Origin of the sequence: Dryocola boscaweniae (assembly GCF_025215095.1) — a bacterium.
Taxonomy (GTDB): domain Bacteria; phylum Pseudomonadota; class Gammaproteobacteria; order Enterobacterales; family Enterobacteriaceae; genus Dryocola; species Dryocola boscaweniae.
In genome coordinates this window covers 89,883-107,399 of sequence record NZ_JALHAP010000074.1, presented here as the reverse complement: position 1 = coordinate 107,399, position 17,517 = coordinate 89,883, and the positions used below count along the sequence as shown (strand labels likewise).

At 52.8% G+C, this 17,517-nt stretch carries 15 protein-coding genes; 7 read left to right on the top strand and 8 right to left on the bottom strand.

Annotation, left to right across the window (positions count from 1 at the left end; all coding sequences use genetic code 11):
- The first annotated feature begins 329 nt into the window (after positions 1 to 329).
- Positions 330 to 2,558 carry a sensor domain-containing phosphodiesterase gene (locus MUA00_RS06520; protein WP_271122294.1) on the top strand — a complete coding sequence of 743 codons (2,229 nt, stop codon included), beginning with the start codon at positions 330 to 332 and terminating at the stop codon, positions 2,556 to 2,558.
- Positions 2,559 to 2,606: 48 nt separating this feature from the next.
- Here the strand turns inward: MUA00_RS06520 and ppx are convergent, their stop codons facing one another.
- From ppx to purM, 4 genes are all read right to left on the bottom strand, one after another.
- A complete protein-coding gene (gene ppx / locus MUA00_RS06515) occupies positions 2,607 to 4,148 on the bottom strand; it encodes an exopolyphosphatase (RefSeq protein ID WP_271122295.1) in 1,542 nt (513 codons plus the stop codon).
- 4 nt (positions 4,149 to 4,152) lie between these two features.
- Complete coding sequence (gene ppk1, locus MUA00_RS06510; RefSeq protein ID WP_271122296.1) at positions 4,153 to 6,213, bottom strand: polyphosphate kinase 1; 2,061 nt, start codon at positions 6,211 to 6,213, stop codon at positions 4,153 to 4,155.
- Positions 6,214 to 6,384: 171 nt separating this feature from the next.
- Positions 6,385 to 7,026: a phosphoribosylglycinamide formyltransferase gene (purN, locus tag MUA00_RS06505; RefSeq protein ID WP_271122297.1), complete on the bottom strand. Its 642-nt coding sequence runs from the start codon at positions 7,024 to 7,026 to the stop codon at positions 6,385 to 6,387.
- Positions 7,026 to 8,063, bottom strand: coding sequence for a phosphoribosylformylglycinamidine cyclo-ligase (purM, locus tag MUA00_RS06500; RefSeq protein WP_271122298.1), 1,038 nt, complete (start codon positions 8,061 to 8,063; stop codon positions 7,026 to 7,028). Before purM ends, purN begins: the two co-directional genes overlap by 1 nt.
- Positions 8,064 to 8,285: 222 nt before the next feature.
- Between purM and upp the strand changes: the two genes are divergently transcribed.
- The 3 genes from upp (at position 8,286) to MUA00_RS06485 (ending at position 11,083) form a co-directional block, all read left to right on the top strand.
- Positions 8,286 to 8,912 (top strand): uracil phosphoribosyltransferase, encoded by a 627-nt coding sequence (upp, locus tag MUA00_RS06495; RefSeq protein WP_271122299.1) that lies wholly within the window; start codon positions 8,286 to 8,288, stop codon positions 8,910 to 8,912.
- Between the two features lie 83 nt (positions 8,913 to 8,995).
- Positions 8,996 to 10,282, top strand: coding sequence for a uracil permease (uraA, locus tag MUA00_RS06490; RefSeq protein WP_271122300.1), 1,287 nt, complete (start codon positions 8,996 to 8,998; stop codon positions 10,280 to 10,282).
- Between the two features lie 99 nt (positions 10,283 to 10,381).
- The gene (locus tag MUA00_RS06485) at positions 10,382 to 11,083 is read left to right on the top strand and encodes a DnaA inactivator Hda (RefSeq protein WP_271122382.1); all 702 of its coding nucleotides are present in this window, start codon (positions 10,382 to 10,384) and stop codon (positions 11,081 to 11,083) included.
- An 84-nt stretch (positions 11,084 to 11,167) separates the two neighbouring features.
- Here MUA00_RS06485 and arsC read toward each other — a convergent pair whose 3' ends face one another.
- On the bottom strand, positions 11,168 to 11,524 hold the full coding sequence (gene arsC, locus MUA00_RS06480; RefSeq protein WP_271122301.1) for an arsenate reductase (glutaredoxin): 357 nt from the start codon (positions 11,522 to 11,524) through the stop codon (positions 11,168 to 11,170).
- Between the two features lie 11 nt (positions 11,525 to 11,535).
- Positions 11,536 to 12,999, bottom strand: a complete 1,464-nt coding sequence (bepA, locus tag MUA00_RS06475) for a beta-barrel assembly-enhancing protease (protein WP_271122302.1) — start codon at positions 12,997 to 12,999, stop codon at positions 11,536 to 11,538.
- A 221-nt stretch (positions 13,000 to 13,220) separates the two neighbouring features.
- Between bepA and MUA00_RS06470 the strand changes: the two genes are divergently transcribed.
- Complete coding sequence (locus tag MUA00_RS06470; protein ID WP_271122303.1) at positions 13,221 to 14,291, top strand: AI-2E family transporter; 1,071 nt, start codon at positions 13,221 to 13,223, stop codon at positions 14,289 to 14,291.
- A gap of 44 nt (positions 14,292 to 14,335) precedes the next feature.
- Here MUA00_RS06470 and bcp read toward each other — a convergent pair whose 3' ends face one another.
- Both bcp and MUA00_RS06460 read right to left on the bottom strand, forming a co-directional pair.
- Positions 14,336 to 14,806, bottom strand: a complete 471-nt coding sequence (bcp, locus tag MUA00_RS06465; protein ID WP_271122304.1) for a thioredoxin-dependent thiol peroxidase — start codon at positions 14,804 to 14,806, stop codon at positions 14,336 to 14,338.
- A 15-nt stretch (positions 14,807 to 14,821) separates the two neighbouring features.
- The gene (locus MUA00_RS06460) at positions 14,822 to 15,376 is read right to left on the bottom strand and encodes a glycine cleavage system transcriptional repressor (protein ID WP_271122305.1); all 555 of its coding nucleotides are present in this window, start codon (positions 15,374 to 15,376) and stop codon (positions 14,822 to 14,824) included.
- A gap of 145 nt (positions 15,377 to 15,521) precedes the next feature.
- Here MUA00_RS06460 and dapA point away from each other — a divergent pair, with 145 nt between their 5' ends.
- Both dapA and bamC read left to right on the top strand, forming a co-directional pair.
- Positions 15,522 to 16,400, top strand: a complete 879-nt coding sequence (dapA, locus tag MUA00_RS06455; RefSeq protein WP_271122306.1) for a 4-hydroxy-tetrahydrodipicolinate synthase — start codon at positions 15,522 to 15,524, stop codon at positions 16,398 to 16,400.
- A gap of 16 nt (positions 16,401 to 16,416) precedes the next feature.
- Positions 16,417 to 17,451 carry an outer membrane protein assembly factor BamC gene (gene bamC, locus MUA00_RS06450; protein WP_271122307.1) on the top strand — a complete coding sequence of 345 codons (1,035 nt, stop codon included), beginning with the start codon at positions 16,417 to 16,419 and terminating at the stop codon, positions 17,449 to 17,451.
- Positions 17,452 to 17,517: the final 66 nt, after the last annotated feature.

Sequence of the window (17,517 nt, the reverse complement as noted above, 5' to 3'; positions counted from 1 at the left end):
CGTCAACCGCGGGCGACAACGGATATTTAGGCATAGCGACAGGTCCGGGTCAATTCTCTAATGTGTAAAAAAGCGTCAATGCAATCATAGGCGCTGGTTATATAAACCTTTCTTATTATTTGTTGGCAGTTATTTATTGTTATTGAAAGGGATTTTTTTTGCGTATACGACAAAAACTTTGCCTGTAAATTGATCTGCATCAATTCTTCAACTGAATCCCTAACTAAAATTTGCACTCCGCGCCATAGCTATATGGCTTCTAACAGTCAGGCTGGAGTCCTTTCTGAACATTACCCGACAGGGATTGACTGGGTTTCTGGCGATCGTCTATGCATTTTGCGACCTGGTATAATAAACATAAGAATAATTGGTGGGCGCTGCCTTTAATACTGCCAGCGCTGATGCTCCCTCTGGCCGTATGGTTTAATGCGAACACGTTAATGGAAGGCGGTCGCGTCTTCTTAATTTATATGCCGCTTGGGTTAATGTCGGCGTTCGTACTGGTGTTTGGCTGGGCGGCTTTGCCGGGCATCGTTCTGGCGCTGCTTATCCGCTATCTCCCCATGAAGGGAGAATTAGTGACGATGCTTGCGGTTGCCCATTTTCTTATACCTGTTTCGCTCAGTTTTGCAGCTTACCGGGTCTTTGTACCACGTCGTCATGCCGTGGCCTTTGGGGTCATCGCACTAACGCTACAGCGCATGTTTTGGCTGGTACTGGTCAGTTCCACGCTTTTCCTTTTTATCTATCAAATGGGGCTTTTCTTTGGCTGGTATGACCCATTTTTAAGTATGGTTTCGGAAAACCCGCTTCATCCGCGAACGCTAATAAATTTCCAGGCGGTACTGGTCGGCACCTTAACCGGCATGCCTTTCTTTTACTTCATCATCCGGATAATCAGAAACCCGCATTTTGTTTTTTCATTCTGGTCACGAATGCGCGGGCAGGCACAAAATGGCGTGACGAAAACCGAAGTTACGCTCTGGATTGCGCTGGTGGCGCTATTAATTAATTTGCTCCTTTTGCCGCTAGGCGATTCCACTTCTATTTTCAGAACTGATTATACGCTGACCCTTATTTTGCCCGTCATGCTTTGGGGAGCAATGCGATTTGGTTTCCTGTTTATCACTAATATCTGGACAATAATTCTCATTATTCTATGTAGCGGTTTTAATAACTATTTACCGCCGGATATGGGGTTCCAGCTTCATCTGGCCATCGCTTCTTCCTGTTACGCAATATTCTCCATCACGATTTTTATGATGGCGGCGGTGACGACGCGTCAGCGCTTTTTGCACGCCAAAGCTCGCCGGGCCGCCTTCACCGATCCCATTATTCAGATGCCCAATTTACGCGCGCTTAACCGCGATATTGGACGTCATCCCTGGTCTGCGCTCGCTTTCCTGCGTATCCCGGAGCTTGAACTGCTGGGACGAAATTACGGCGTGCTTTTACGTATTCAATACAAACAGCAAATAGCGGAATATTTGCGTAAGATCCTTATTGCAGATGAAAAGGTTTACCACCTTTCCGGGCATGATTTGGCGGTGCGATTAAATTACGAGTCGCATGAGACGAAAATTGAAGCCATCGATCGGCGCATCAAGCAGTTCCGCTTTATGTGGGATGGAATGCCGCTTCAGCCGCAGGTTGGCATTAGCTACTGTTACGTAAGGCACCCAATATCGCACCTGTATCTTCTGTTAGGTGAACTCAGCACGATGGCCGAGCTTTCATTGACCACTTACCATCCTGAAAACTTGCAGCAACAGGGTTCGAATCAGGTTCAGAACGCGGTTAAAAGCAAAGTTGCGATGATGAACCGCCTGCAGATTGCCCTGGACGGCGGCAATTTCCTCCTGATGGCGCAGCGTATTGAGGGAATGCGCGGTGATTCATACCATGAAATATTGCTGCGCATGCAGGGGGATAATGGCGAGCTGTTTACGCCAGACAGTTTCTTGCCGGTCGCGCACGAGTTTGGTCTTTCGTCAAGGATTGACCATTGGGTGCTCGAATCTACCCTGCAATTTATGGACAAAGGTCGTGAACGGCTTCCGGGTTGCCGTTTTGCAATTAATTTAACCCCCGCATCCGTGAGCCGTATGCAGTTTCCAGCAGAGGTTAAAATCCTGCTCGAAAAGTACAATGTTGAGCCGTGGCAGTTGGTTTTCGAAGTGACAGAAAGCAACTCGCTGACCAATTTAGAGCAGGCCAATATGACGCTCACCGCGCTTCAGCGCATGGGTTGCCGTGTGGCTATTGATGATTTTGGTACCGGCTATGCGAGCTATGCGCGACTGAAAAATATCAGCGCAGACATATTGAAAATTGACGGCAGCTTTATTCGCAATCTGCTTACCAGCAGCCTGGATTATCAGATTGTCGAATCTATCTGCCAGTTGGCAAGAATGAAAAAGATGCAGGTGGTGGCTGAGTATGTGGAGAACGAGGCGCTGAAGGAGGCGGTGCAACGCCTCGGTATTGATTACATGCAGGGATATTTAATTGGTTATCCGCAGCCTCTGGAATCGCTGCTAAGTACAATTGAAAGCTAAATCAGGCAGGGCGGCGGATAGGCGTTAGCGCCATCCGCCGCAGATAACTCAGGCCGCGATTGTCGGGCTGGCTTCTTCTTCTATCTTCAGCTTCCAGCCCGGCGTGTTATTCCAGTATTGCTGCTCACGTTCCAGGTCAAGCAGCACCAGCGTATTCTGGCTAAACCAGTCATACGGGAAACGTAGCGTCCAGTGATTCTCTTCTGTTTCCAGCACCAGCGTAGGCGGTGTTGTCGTCGCCTGCCGTTGATTGTTGAGCAGCACGGCCAGGCGCAAAATCTGAATCAGCGGCAAAAACTGTTTTTTCTTAAACAGCGTAAACCGCGGTAAGTCATCGACTTTGATACCCTTACGGTGAAAACGAACCAGCGAAGCGATAAGCATCTGCTGTTCCTGATTAAAACCGGGCAGGTTGCTGTGTTGCAAAATATAGGCCGAGTGGCGATGTAAACCGCTGTGGTTAATATTCAGCCCTACTTCATGCAGCATTGCCGACCATTTTAACAGCGCAGCCATTTGCGGGTTGGCAAGCCTCGGGTTCTGCACTTCCCATTGCTGATAAATATGCTCGGTTGTTTCCAGCACTCTTTTGGCCTGATCGCTGTCGATATGGTACTGATCCGCAAGGCTCTGTGCGGTACGAATGCGAATATCCTGATGACGGAAACGGCCTTCCATTTCGTATAGCACCCCTTCGCGCAGCGCTCCGTCGGACAGACGAAGCTCGCGGATAGCCAGTGAATCGAAGACGCCGCAAAGAATGGCAAGACCGGGCACAAACACCGCTTTACGCTCATCGGACAAACCCGGCAGGCTCATCGAGCTGAATTTTTTAAATTTCAGCACTTCGTCGCGCAGCATTTCCAGCCGCTCAGGCGTGATAATGCCGTTCTTCTCGCCCATATTGACCAGCACTTCATGCGCGGCTTTGATGGTGCCGGATGCGCCCATCGCCACATTCCAGCCCTGCAGACGATATTGCCAGGAGAGGTTCTCCAGTTTTTGTACCGCCGCGAGACGCGCCCGCTTAAAGTTTTCAGGCGTAATCATGCCGTTTGGGAAGAAATTCTGCCCAAAGCTCACGCAGCCCATGCGGCGGCTTTCGACCAGTATCGGTTCAAAATCCTCACCAATCACCAGCTCGGTTGAACCGCCGCCGATGTCGATAACCAGCTTGCGGCCTTTTTCCGGCTGAGTATGCTCAACGCCCATAAAAATCAGACGCGCTTCTTCATTACCGGGAATAATTTCAATCGGGTAGGGGATGACTTCTTCGGCGCGTTTAAGAAATATTTCTGCGTTAACCGCTTCACGCAGGCTGTGCGTGCCGACAATACAGACGTTCTCCGCAGCAAAACCCTGCAGGCGTTCGGCAAACAGCGCAAGGCATGAAAGACCGCGTTCCATCGCCTCTTCACTTAACTCATTCTGAGCGTTAAGCCCGTCCGCAAGATGAACGCGTTGCTTTAAGCGCCCGATAATTTGCATCGCGCCGTCAACCACACGGGCGATCACCATGTGGAAACTATTTGAACCGAGATCGACCGCAGCAAACTCCTGCGGCCTGGGGGCATGTTTTTTTATCGGCATAGCGTTAGTCAGGTTGTTCCAGAGATTTAATGTAATCGTAGATCGCTAACTGCGAACGCACCTTGCGGCGGTTGCCACGAGGTACATAGCGATTGCTCAGTTCTTTGTCGAGATAGCGCGCTTTCACGGTATCGCTAAACAGAATGTCGATAATATCCAGCACCCGCTGCTTCAGACGCGGGTCCAGAATGGCAACGGCAACTTCAATGCGGTAATCAATGTTGCGCGTCATCCAGTCAGCGGAAGAGAGATAGACTTTTTTGTCGCCGCCGTTTTCGAACACGTAAACACGGTCATGCTCCAGATAACGGTCAACGATGCTGATCACGCGAATGTTATCGCTAATCCCTTCAAGATTTGGAATCAAAGAGCACATGCCGCGCACCAGCAGATTAACTTTAACGCCGGAGCTGGAGGCTGCATATAACCTGTCGACCAGCCCTTTATCAACCAGATTATTGAGTTTTAGCGTAATGCCTGAAGGCAGGCCGTTTTGCGCGTTGGCAATTTCGCAATCTACCAGATCGTAGAGCAGCCGACGTGAGTTTTGCGGCGACACCATCAGATACTCAAACGTCACCGGGCGATAGGGGTTTTCAATAAAGTTAAACACCCGGCGCACCTCATTAGTGATGCGGGCATCGGCGGTCAGCAGCGAATAGTCCGTGTAGAGGCGAGCCGTTTTTTCGTTAAAGTTGCCGGTGCCGATGTGGGCGTAACGCACCACTTCATCGTCTTCTTTACGGGAAATAAGAAATAGCTTGGCGTGAATCTTCAGGCCGGGCGCCGAGAAGATAACGTGCACGCCCGCTTCCGTCAGGCGTTTCGCCCAGTGGATATTGGCCTCTTCGTCGAATCGCGCCTGCAGCTCCACCACGACGGTCACTTTTTTGCCGTTGTGCGCTGCATGAATCATTGATTCGATAATGCGGGAGTCTTTCGCCACGCGATAAATATTGATTTTAATAGCCAGCACGCTCGGGTCGAACGAGGCCTGACGCAGCAGTTCCAGCACGTGCTCAAAAGTGTGATACGGGTAATAAAGCAGCACGTCGCGATTACGAATAGCATCAAAGCCGTTGCGGAATTTATCGAACCAGAGGTGGCGCAGGCGCGGCAGCGGTTTATTAACCAGATTGGCTTTGCCAACGTTTGGGAAGTTAATAAAATCCTTGAAGTTATGGTAGCGGCCGCCGGGAATAATGGAGTCGTAATTGGTGATGGTCAGCTTGTTGCGCAGCATCTCCACCATCGCATCGGGCATATCGCGCTGGTAAACAAAGCGCACCGGCTCGGCTGTCAGACGCTGCTTCAGGCTTGAAGACATCAGCTCAAGCAGGCTGGATTCCATTTCGGTGACCAGGTCATATTCCGCGTCGCGGGTCATTTTCATCGAATAGGCGTTCAACGCATCGTAATCGAAGAAGCCTTTGAAAATATCATCCAGGCAGTAGCGCAGAATATTGTCCAACAGAATCATCGGTTTGCGGCGGCGTGGCGCTTCAGGCGGCAGATTTACAAAACGCGGGACTTTATCGGACGGGATTTCAAGCAGGGCATAGCGTGTGTCTGCGCCGCGAACAATCTCAACCGCCAGATAGGTGTAATCGTCTTTCAGGAACTGCACCAGGTCGGTGTCATGGTTGATAAGAATGGGCGTGATGTGCTGGCGCAGATAGTGTTTGAAATAGTGGCGCAGCCATTTTTGCTGATTCTCAGAGAGCTGGCGTTCGTTAATCAGGAAGATCTGATTACGGGCCATCTCCAGCAGCAGATCGTTATACAGCCCATCGAATTCCTGATCGGCCTTCAGTACGCGAGCCTGGATCTTATTAAGTAAGTGACGCGAGTTGGGCGCGGTTCCCTGTTCTTCACTGATCAGAATACGCCGTTTCAGCTCGGCGAAACGTACCTTGTAAAACTCATCAAGGTTGTTCGAATAGATGCCGAGAAAACGCATTCTCTCAATGAGCGGATTGATTTTATCCGCCGCTTCCTGGAGTACACGTTCGTTAAAAGACAACCAGCTCAGTTCTTTTTCGATATACAGCTTATCCTGACCCATTAGCCCTCACGCTCCGTTTTCGTGGACGTTAAAATGCCGTCACGCCAGCCATTATGGCGAGCTTTGGCCGGGAATGTCCAACGACGAAAGCCAAAGTCGTACGTTTGGCTAATTTGAGCATGACGCTTCTTGAAACACAGACGTAAAAAAGGGGCCGTAGCCCCTTACTCTTTATTCTTCTGCCGCATGCCCCTGCGGGGGAAGTGCTTTCCCATCAAGCCAGGCCGCGTTATCACGCATCTCAAGGCGCCCGTCCATAAACCAACTGACGACCAGCGGATAAATGGCGTGTTCCTGATGCTGCACGCGCGCGGTGATTTCTTCTTCGTCATCGCCTTCGAAGACCGGAACCTTGGCCTGTAAAATTACCGGGCCGCCGTCCAGTTCGTCCGTAACGAAATGAACCGAAGTGCCGTGCTCTTCATCGCCGTTATCGAGTGCCTGACGGTGGGTATGCAGGCCAGGATATTTCGGCAGCAGGGAAGGGTGGATATTGATGAGGCGGCCGGAGTAATGCGCCACAAATTCCGGGCTGAGGATGCGCATGTAGCCGGCAAGCACCACCAGATCCGGGGCGTAGGCGTCGATTTCCTGCATTAATTCGCGATCGAAAGCCGCGCGGTCGGCAAACTGACTGGCGGTGAGCGCATGGGCCGGGATCCCGGCCTCTCGCGCGCGTTCAAGGCCAAACGCGTCGGCCTTGTTGCTGAACACCGCCGAAAGGGTGTCGTTAATCTTTTTGGACTTGCAGGCATCGATAATCGCCTGAAGATTGCTTCCGTTGCCGGAAATCAGCACCACAATGTGTTTCATTACTCAATAACCACGCGCTCTTCGGTTTCAGTTGCTTTGATAATACCGATTTTCCATGCGTTTTCACCACGGGCGCTGAGCAGTTCAATGGCTTTATCTGCTTCGCTTGCCGGCAGGGCGATAAGCATGCCCACGCCGCAGTTAAAGGTGCGGTACATTTCATGACTGCTGATGTTGCCGGCTTTTTGCAGCCAGTTAAATACGGCAGGCCATTGCCAGGAAGACTCGTCGATAATCGCCTGCGTGTTGTCCGGCAGTACGCGGGGGATATTTTCCCAGAAGCCGCCGCCGGTCAGGTGGGCGATAGCATGCACGTCCACTTTGCCTATCAGCTCAAGCAGCGGTTTGACATAAATGCGGGTGGGTTCCAGCAGATGATCCGCCAGCGGCTTGCCTTCAAGTTCGGTAGTCAGGGGATCGGCGCCGCTTACTTCCAGCACCTTGCGCACCAGTGAATAACCGTTGGAGTGCGGGCCGCTTGAGGCCAGAGCTACCAGCACATCGCCATCGGCAACTTTGGAGCCATCAATGATTTCGGATTTCTCAACTACGCCAACGCAGAAACCAGCCACGTCGTAATCTTCACCGTGATACATGCCCGGCATTTCAGCGGTTTCACCGCCAACTAACGCACAGCCAGACTGCAAACAACCCTCTGCGATGCCGGTAATCACGCTGGATGCGGTATCCACATCAAGCTTGCCGGTCGCGTAGTAATCAAGGAAGAACAAAGGTTCTGCGCCCTGAACCACCAGATCGTTTACGCACATCGCGACCAGATCGATACCGATAGTATCGTGACGCTTTAAATCCATGGCCAGACGCAGCTTGGTGCCCACGCCGTCGGTACCGGAAACCAGCACGGGCTCACGATATTTCTGAGGCAACGCACAAAGCGCACCGAAACCGCCCAGCCCACCCATGACTTCCGGGCGGCGGGTCTTTTTCACTACGCCTTTAATTCTGTCGACCAGAGCGTTACCAGCATCAATATCAACACCAGCATCTTTATAGCTAAGAGAGGTTTTATCGGTCACTGCGCGTTCCCCACGGGTGGTATGGAATAAAAATCGCGGCAATTCTAACAGTGCAGGCAAACGTTTGCGAGCCTCTTATGAAGCGGGAGGAAAGTTTGTTGATATATACTCATTCGAGTTTGGTTGATCCCGATCAACCCCAATACCAATGGCTTCGCTGCAAAAAAGAGGTATAATCCGGCGATTTTTTTTGTGGTCGCCAACATCTCGGGGAGAAAGAGTATGAAGATCGTGGAAGTGAAACACCCACTCGTCAAACACAAGCTGGGCCTGATGCGTGAGCAGGACATCAGTACCAAGCGCTTTCGTGAACTCGCCTCAGAGGTTGGCAGCCTGCTGACTTACGAAGCTACCGCGGATCTGGAAACCGAAAAGGTGACTATCGAAGGCTGGAACGGCCCGGTAGAAATCGACCAGATCAAAGGTAAGAAAATTACCGTTGTGCCCATCCTGCGTGCCGGTCTGGGCATGATGGAAGGCGTGCTGGAAAATGTACCAAGCGCGCGTATCAGCGTGGTTGGCGTTTATCGTAATGAAGAAACGCTGGAGCCGGTGCCTTACTTCCAGAAGCTGGTTTCCAACATCGAAGAGCGTATGGCGCTGGTGGTTGACCCGATGCTGGCAACCGGCGGTTCAATGATTGCCACCGTTGACCTGCTGAAAAACGCGGGCTGCACCAGCATTAAGGTGCTGGTTCTGGTGGCGGCGCCTGAAGGTATCGCCGCGCTGGAAAAAGCGCACCCGGATGTTGAACTTTATACAGCTTCCATCGATCAGGGACTCAACGAGCACGGATACATTATTCCTGGCCTCGGCGATGCCGGCGACAAGATATTTGGTACGAAATAAAAAAGCAGCCGACTTCGAAAGTCGGCTTTTTTTTGGTTTTTAAAACTCGTCGTTCGTTAAAACAATACTCAGAGGAAAACAACATGACCCGCCGCGCTATCGGGGTAAGTGAAAGACCACCGTTATTGCAAACGATTCCGTTAAGTTTGCAGCATCTGTTCGCCATGTTTGGCGCAACCGTGCTGGTGCCGATTCTGTTCCATATCAACCCGGCCACCGTTTTGCTGTTCAACGGTATCGGGACGCTGCTGTATCTCTTTATCTGTAAAGGGAAGATTCCGGCGTATCTGGGCTCAAGCTTTGCCTTTATTTCACCCGTGCTGCTGCTCCTGCCGCTGGGTTACGAAGTGGCGCTGGGCGGTTTTATCATGTGCGGCGTGTTGTTCTGTATCGTGGCGCTGATTGTGAAAAAAGCGGGCACCGGCTGGCTGGACGTGATGTTCCCACCGGCGGCGATGGGTGCAATCGTTGCGGTAATCGGTCTTGAGCTGGCGGGCGTTGCGGCGAACATGGCAGGCCTGCTGCCTGCGGAAGGCGCCTCCCCGGACTCCACGACCATTATCATCTCTCTGGTCACGCTTGCGGTAACGGTCTTTGGCTCCGTGCTGTTCCGCGGCTTCCTGGCAATTATTCCGATTCTTATCGGCGTGCTGGCGGGCTACGCGCTCTCCTTCGTGATGGGCGTGGTAGATGTTACGCCAATCCGTGAGGCGCACTGGTTCGCGCTGCCGACATTCTACACGCCGCGCTTCGAATGGTTTGCTATCTTCACCATTTTGCCCGCAGCGCTGGTGGTCATCGCTGAGCATGTTGGTCACCTTGTGGTGACGGCGAACATCGTTAAAAAGGATTTGATTCGCGATCCGGGCCTGCATCGTTCGATGTTTGCCAACGGCGTTTCTACTATTTTCTCCGGCTTCTTCGGTTCCACGCCGAACACCACCTACGGAGAAAATATCGGCGTAATGGCGATAACCCGCGTTTATTCAACCTGGGTTATCGGCGGGGCGGCCATTCTGGCGATTCTGCTTTCCTGCGTCGGTAAGCTGGCGGCGGCCATCCAGATTATCCCGGTTCCCGTTATGGGCGGCGTTTCTTTACTGCTGTACGGCGTGATCGGCGCATCCGGTATTCGCGTGCTGATCGAATCCAAAGTTGACTACAGCAAGGCGCAAAACCTGATTCTGACCTCCGTGATTCTGATCATCGGCGTCAGCGGCGCGAAAGTGCACATTGGCGCAGCAGAACTGAAAGGTATGGCGCTGGCGACGATCGTTGGGGTCGGCCTGAGCCTGATCTTCAAGCTCATCAGCATTATCCGTCCGGAAGAAGTCGTGCTGGATGCGCAAGAAAACGACGCAAAATCGTAGATTTGCAGCAGGCCGGGCGGCGCTCCCGCCCGGTTCTACAGCACCCTAATTCTGTGGTAAACTCTCTGCGTTTTTCTGCCTGTTATGGTTGAGGTACTTCTGAATACGCCGGCACAGCTTTCACTGCCACTCTATTTGCCTGACGACGAAACGTTTTCCAGTTTCTGGCCGGGTGATAACCCTTCTTTACTCGCCGCCCTGCAGGCCGTGCTCCGTCAGGATCACAGCGGGTACATCTATTTTTGGTCGCGGGAAGGGGGCGGGCGTAGCCATTTGCTGCACGCCGCTTGTGCGGAACTGTCGCAAAGGGGCGAAGCGGTAGGTTATGTGCCGCTGGATAAACGCACCTGGTTTGTGCCGGAGGTTCTCGACGGAATGGAACAGCTTTCGCTCGTGTGCATCGACAATATCGAATGTATCGCTGGCGATGAACTGTGGGAAATGGCGCTCTTTAATCTGTATAACCGCATTCTGGAATCAGGAAAAACCCGCCTTCTGATCACCGGCGACAGACCGCCTCGCCAGTTAAATCTGCGATTGCCGGATCTGGCGTCGCGCCTCGACTGGGGGCAAATTTACAAGCTGCAGCCGCTTTCGGATGACGACAAGCTCCAGGCGCTGCAATTACGCGCCCGTTTGCGCGGTTTCGAACTGCCGGAAGACGTGGGCCGTTTCCTGCTTAAACGCCTTGACCGGGAAATGCGTACGCTGTTTATGACGCTGGATCAGCTCGACCGCGCTTCTATTACCGCGCAGCGCAAGCTGACGATCCCGTTTGTGAAGGAAATTCTGGGGCTTTAACCTTGCGGTGGATGGCGCTCGCTTACCTGCCTTACAAAATCATTAGCGTAGGCTGGAACAGCGCCATCCGACATTTATTCTGCCTTATAAAATCTCAAGCACCGACTCGGGCGGGCGGCCAATACGCGCCTGGCCGTTTGCCAGCACAATCGGTCGCTCAATCAGCTTCGGATTCTCAACCATCGCCTGAATCAGTTGCTCTTCGCTTAATCCCGTTTCTGAAAGTTTCAGCTCTTTATAGAGATCTTCTTTCTGGCGCATCAGATCGCGCGCGCTCGCAAACCCTAATTTGCTCAGCAGAGCTTTGAGCGTATCCGCATCCGGCGGGGTTTCCAGATACAGCACAACTTCAGGCTCTGCGCCGTTCGCCTTGAGCAGGCTTAAGGTTTCACGGCTCTTTGAGCAGCGTGGATTATGATAAATGGTGACGCCTGCGGACATATTCACTCCTGTTACATCTTCTGGTATTGAAGGAACCGTTTTTGCAATTCACGGAACTGATCGATTCGTGCATCGTAGCGGGCCTGCTGCAAACTGCCGAGTTTAACCTGGGCGCTGGCGCTGCTGAGCAGGGAAATGGCCTGGTCGATGCGTCCACCCAGCGCCATGACTTCAGCGCGCGCGGCCAGCTCCTGATCGCGATTGCCCAATGCGGCTTCGGTTTGCGCTAACAAATCCCAGCCGTTGCCGTCATCCGGATGCGAGAACGTGTAGCGGTTAAGTATGGTTGCGGCCTGGGCTGGTTGTCCGCCCTGAACATAGGCGTTTGCAAGGTTAAGCTGCAGCACCGGATTCTGTTTTATTCCCGGGGCGTTTTTCAGGCGGTTAATGGCGTCCGTCGCTTTGTTCTGCCCCAGATCGATATCTGTCGCTAAATCGAGATACCACTGGTTATCAGGCTGGGCTGACAATAATGGCTGGAGCTGTTTGCGCGCCTCATCCCAGTTTTTGGCTTCCATCGCCTGAAGCGCCCGGCCATATTGTGCGGCGTGTTGTTCGCGGATATTGCCTTTAGACCAGGCGTCAAGCAGGTCGCTGCTGAGCTGGTTGCGCCCGGAATTATACATGCCGAGCGTGCGCGCTTTAGCCATGTAAAAATCTTCTGACGACTGCACGACAATCGGCCGCATCTGGTTTGCACGGTTGCGCGCATCTGCCAGACGACTTTCGGGTAGGGGGTGCGTCAGCAAAATTTCAGGTGGACGCGTGGAATAGCGCGCCTGATCGAGCAGTTTTTCAAGGAAGGTTGGCATCGCCTGCGGGTCGAAACCGGAACGCTGGAGCACCTGAATGCCGATGCGATCGGCTTCCTGTTCGTTTTGCTGCGTAAAGCTGATCACGCCCTGCTGCGTGCCTGCCAGCGTCCCCGTCAGGGCCGCCATCCCCGCCTGCGGGCTTGCCATCGCCAGAAGAATAGAGCCCAGCGCGCCAACCCATGTCAGGGGCGCGTTTCTTTTCTGGTCTTCCATCGCCCGGGCGAGATGGCGCTGGGTGACGTGTGAGATTTCGTGCGCCATAACCGAGGCGAGCTGGCTTTCGTTATCAGCATAGCGGAACAGAGCGGAGTGCAATACGACGTTGCCGCCGAAGAAGGCGAAGGCGTTTATTTCATCATTATTAATAAGAAAGAAATGAAAGGGCGTCTTGACCGAATTGGCATGGCTAACCAGGCGCATACCCAGGCCATTGATGTATTGCACCAATAAAGGATCGTTAATCAGAGGAGCGCTGCCGCGCAGTTGGCGGACATAAAAGTCGCCCATCTGCATTTCCTGGCCAATTGACAGCGTACTTCCGGCCGATGTCCCCATATCAGGCAGTTGATCGGCCACATCCGCAAAGGCAGGCACCGTCTGCGCTGCAAGTAAGGTTGTCATCAGTGTTGCAACCAGCGTTTTTTTCAACCGCTTGAACATAACCGCTATCCTGTTTAATCGGGGTCTAGTTTCGACACGTTACGAGCCGTTTTGTTCGTATTCCTGCGGCGTTTTTCGGCCCAGTGACGAACGAAGAAAATCTTAACACTGAAACTGCAAGCCTACCTCAACCAGGAGCTTTCCAGGCGTAAAAAGCGAAGTCTTTACTGTGACATTTAGATACAATCCCGGTTCGCATAAAGCAGTCAGGGAAGGGATGTATGCTTGAGATGTTGTTGCAGTGGTACCGCCGACGGTTTAGTGACCCGGAGGCCATCGCTTTGCTGGTCATCCTGGTGGCCGGGTTTGTCATCCTCTTTTTCTTCCACGGGCTTTTAGCTCCTCTGCTGGTCGCCATGGTGCTGGCCTATCTGCTGGAGTGGCCGACGGCGCGCCTTGAACGCATAGGCTGTTCCCGCTCCTGGGCTGCAACCATTGTCCTGGTGCTGTTCGTCGGCATCCTGATGATTATGGTGCTGGTAGTTGCGCCTGTCGCATGGCAGCAAGGCATCTATCTGATTCGCGATACGCCGGGGATGCTTAACAAGCTGTCTGATTTTGCCGCCGCTTTGCCGAAGCGCTATCCGGCGCTGGTGGACGCAGGCATTATTGATGCGATGGCGGAAAACATTCGCAGCCGTATGTCCGGTATGGGCGATCAGGTGGTGAAATACTCTTTGGCGTCTTTAGTGGGGCTTTTGACGCTGGCTATTTACCTGGTGCTGGTGCCGCTGATGGTCTTTTTCCTCGTCAAAGATAAAGAGCAGATGCTCAATGCCGTGCGGCGAGTTCTGCCGCGCAATCGTGGACTGGCGGGGCAGGTCTGGCTTGAGATGAATCAGCAGATCACCAATTACATCCGCGGGAAGGTGCTTGAGATGATAGTTGTAGGTATCGCAACCTACATTGGTTTTATTATCTTTGGGCTTAATTACTCGCTGCTGCTTGCGGTGCTGGTGGGGTTCTCGGTGCTGATTCCGTATATCGGCGCCTTTGCGGTGACCATTCCGGTGGTGTGCGTGGCGCTGTTCCAGTTCGGGCTGGGAACAGAGTTCTGGACGCTGTTTGCGGTGTACCTGATTATTCAGGCGCTTGATGGCAATCTACTGGTGCCGGTGCTGTTTTCCGAAGCCGTTAATCTGCATCCACTAGTGATAATTCTCTCGGTGGTGATATTCGGCGGGCTGTGGGGATTCTGGGGCGTATTCTTCGCTATTCCGCTCGCCACGCTGATTAAAGCCGTGGTTCATGCCTGGCCTGATGGGCTGGCCATTGAGGATGACAAGCCTTAAATAAAAAAGCCGACGCGAAGTCGGCTTTTTTAATGTCTGCTGGCTTAAGCGTTGCCTTTCAGCCAGTTCACCACGATGTCGTGATGGTTGCTGGTTTTGAAATCATCAAACACTTTCTCAACTTTGCCTTCGCCGTCTAACAGAAAGCTAATGCGGTGGATGCCATCATAAGTTTTACCCATAAAGGATTTCTCGCCCCACACCCCGAACTGCTCGCAAACCTGATGATCTTCATCGGACAGCAAGGTGAAGTTAAGCAACTCTTTCTCGGCAAAACGTGAAAGTTTCTCTGGTTTGTCGGTGCTGATACCCAGCACTTCCACACCCGCCTTTTTCAACTCATCCATGTTGTCGCGCAGACCGCATGCCTGAACGGTACAGCCTGGCGTCATCGCTTTGGGATAAAAGTAAACCAGAACGCGCTGTCCCTGGAAGTCGGTCAAATTTACTTGCTCGCCGTCTTGATCGGGCAGGCTAAATTTCGGTGCGCTGTCACCGGCTTTCAGTGGGCTCATCACTACTCTCCGTCTTTAATCATCTTGCTGTGGATTCACCACGCTAATAGTGCCTTGTGCTTTAAGCTCTGTACATAGGGCTTTAAAGGCCTGCTCAATAATTGCTGCATCTTCTGACGCAGGACTATGGGCGGTTATCTGAATATACAACTGCGGCGGCGTATTATCCTGAGCGGGTTGAGTGCGGGACACCAGCTCAGCAATGTTCATATGGTGCGTATCGAACAAATCGGTGAAGCGTTCAATCAGATGCGGTGAATCGGTCACTTCTACCTGCACCCAGACCGTTGCCGGCATGGCCGGCCTGTCTTGCGCGGCGGTGCGCTTCATGACGATCAGCAGATCCAGTTCGGCGCCTTTAAGCGGCAGCGTTGATTCAATCAGGGTTATCGCGTTCCAGCTCCCGGAAAGCAGCATAATAAACGTAAACTCTTCACCGAGCATCGCGAGGCGACTGTCTTCGATATTACAGCCGCAACTGCTGACATGGCGGGTGATGGTATTAACGATACCAGGTCTGTCCGCCCCAAGGGCTGTGATAACCAAATAATGGTGGGGTGAAGGAGTCAAGCGCATTCTTCCTGTGAATCGGTGGGATATCATAAGGAAAGCATAAAAAAATCCTGCATACAACCGTGTAGAGTCACCTGGCGGCTTGCTTTTGATCCTGCACCAAACGTACCATTGAGACACTTGTTTGCACAGAGGATGGCCAATGTTCACGGGAAGTATTGTCGCGCTTGTAACACCGATGGATGAGAAAGGTAATGTCTGCCGGTCAAGCCTGAAAAAACTGATTGATTATCATGTCGCCAGCGGAACATCGGCGATTGTCTCTGTAGGGACGACCGGAGAGTCTGCAACCTTAAGCCACGACGAGCACGGCGACGTGGTCATGCTAACGCTGGAACTGGCGGATGGTCGTATTCCGGTGATAGCGGGTACCGGTGCGAACGCCACATCCGAAGCTATTTCCCTGACGAAGCGCTTTCATAACAGCGGTATCGTCGGCTGCCTGACCGTCACGCCTTATTACAACCGTCCCACTCAGGAAGGGTTGTTCCAGCACTTCAAAGCCATCGCTCAAAGCACCGATCTGCCGCAGATGCTGTACAATGTGCCGTCCCGTACCGGGTGCGACATGTTGCCAGAAACCGTTGCCCGCCTTTCGAAAGTAAAAAATATTATTGGTATCAAAGAAGCAACCGGGAACTTAACGCGAGTAAACCAGATCAAAGAGCTGGTTGAAGATGACTTCATCCTGGTTAGCGGTGACGATGCCAGCTCGCTGGACTTCATGCAGCTCGGCGGCCACGGCGTAATTTCCGTGACGGCAAACGTAGCCGCGCGTGAAATGGCGGAAATGTGTAAACTGGCGGCCAATGGGCAATTTGCACAAGCGCGTGAGATCAATCAGCGTCTGATGCCGTTGCATAACAAATTATTTGTAGAACCCAATCCTATCCCGGTGAAATGGGCCTGTAAGGAATTGGGACTTGTGGCGACCGATACCTTACGCCTGCCAATGACGCCGCTGACTGACGCAAGTCGTCCGGTGATTATCAGCGCGCTTAAGCATGCGGGTTTGCTGTAAAGTTTAGGGAGATTTGATGGCTTACTCAGTACAGAAGTCGATGGTGACAAAAGTTGCAGTGGTGTCGCTGGCAATGCTGCTGGCGGCATGCAGCAGCGACCAGCGTTATAAGCGCCAGGTTAGCGGCGACGAATCCTATTTGGATGCAGCGCCACTGGCGGAAATCCACGCTCCGGCGGGCATGATCCTGCCTGTGGAGAACGGTCAATATAATATTCCGGTTACCAACGGCAGCGGCGCAGTAGGCAAACAGTTGGACATTCGTCCGCCAGCTCAACCGCTGGCTCTGGTTAGCGGCGCGCGCACCCAGTTTACCGGCGATACCGCTTCGTTAATGGTAGAAAGCGCACGTGGCGCTACGCTATGGCCGCAGGTGGTTAGCGTTATTCAGGCTAATAACTACACCATCGACAAGCGTGATGACGCAAGCCAGACGCTAACGACTGATTGGGTACAATGGAACCGTGCCGATGAAGACGAGCAGTACCGTGGTCGTTATCAAATTGCCGTGAAGCCGCAGGGCTACCAGCAGGCGGTGGTTGTAAAACTGCTGAACCTGGAGCAGGCAGGCAAGCCGGTGTCGGATGCGGCCTCTCTGCAGCGTTATAGCGCGCAGATGCTTAACGTCATCAGCACAGGTCTTGATAAAGCGCAAACCGATCGCCAGAACGCCCAGGATAACCGTTCCTCAACTCAGCTTGATGTGCAAAGCGCTGCGGATGATACCGGTTTACCAATGCTGGTGGTTCGCGGTCCGTTCAACGTGGTCTGGAACCGCTTGCCGGCAACGCTTGAAAAAGCTGGCATGAAAGTCACTGACTCCACGCGCTCTACCGGCAGCATGACCGTTACCTATAAACCGCTGTCTGATAGCGGTTGGCAGGATTTAGGGGCGAAAGACCCTGAGCTTGTCAGCGGTGACTATAAGCTGCAGGTTGGCGATCTCGATAACCGCAGCAGTCTGCAGTTTATCGACCCGAAAGGGCACACGCTGACGCAGTCCCAGAACGACGCGCTGGTCGCTGTGTTCCAGGCGGCATTCAGCAAGTAACCTTAAAGGGCCGGAGCGATCCGGCCTTTTTTCTGGCAGGCTACGCAAACGTGTGCGTACCTGCAG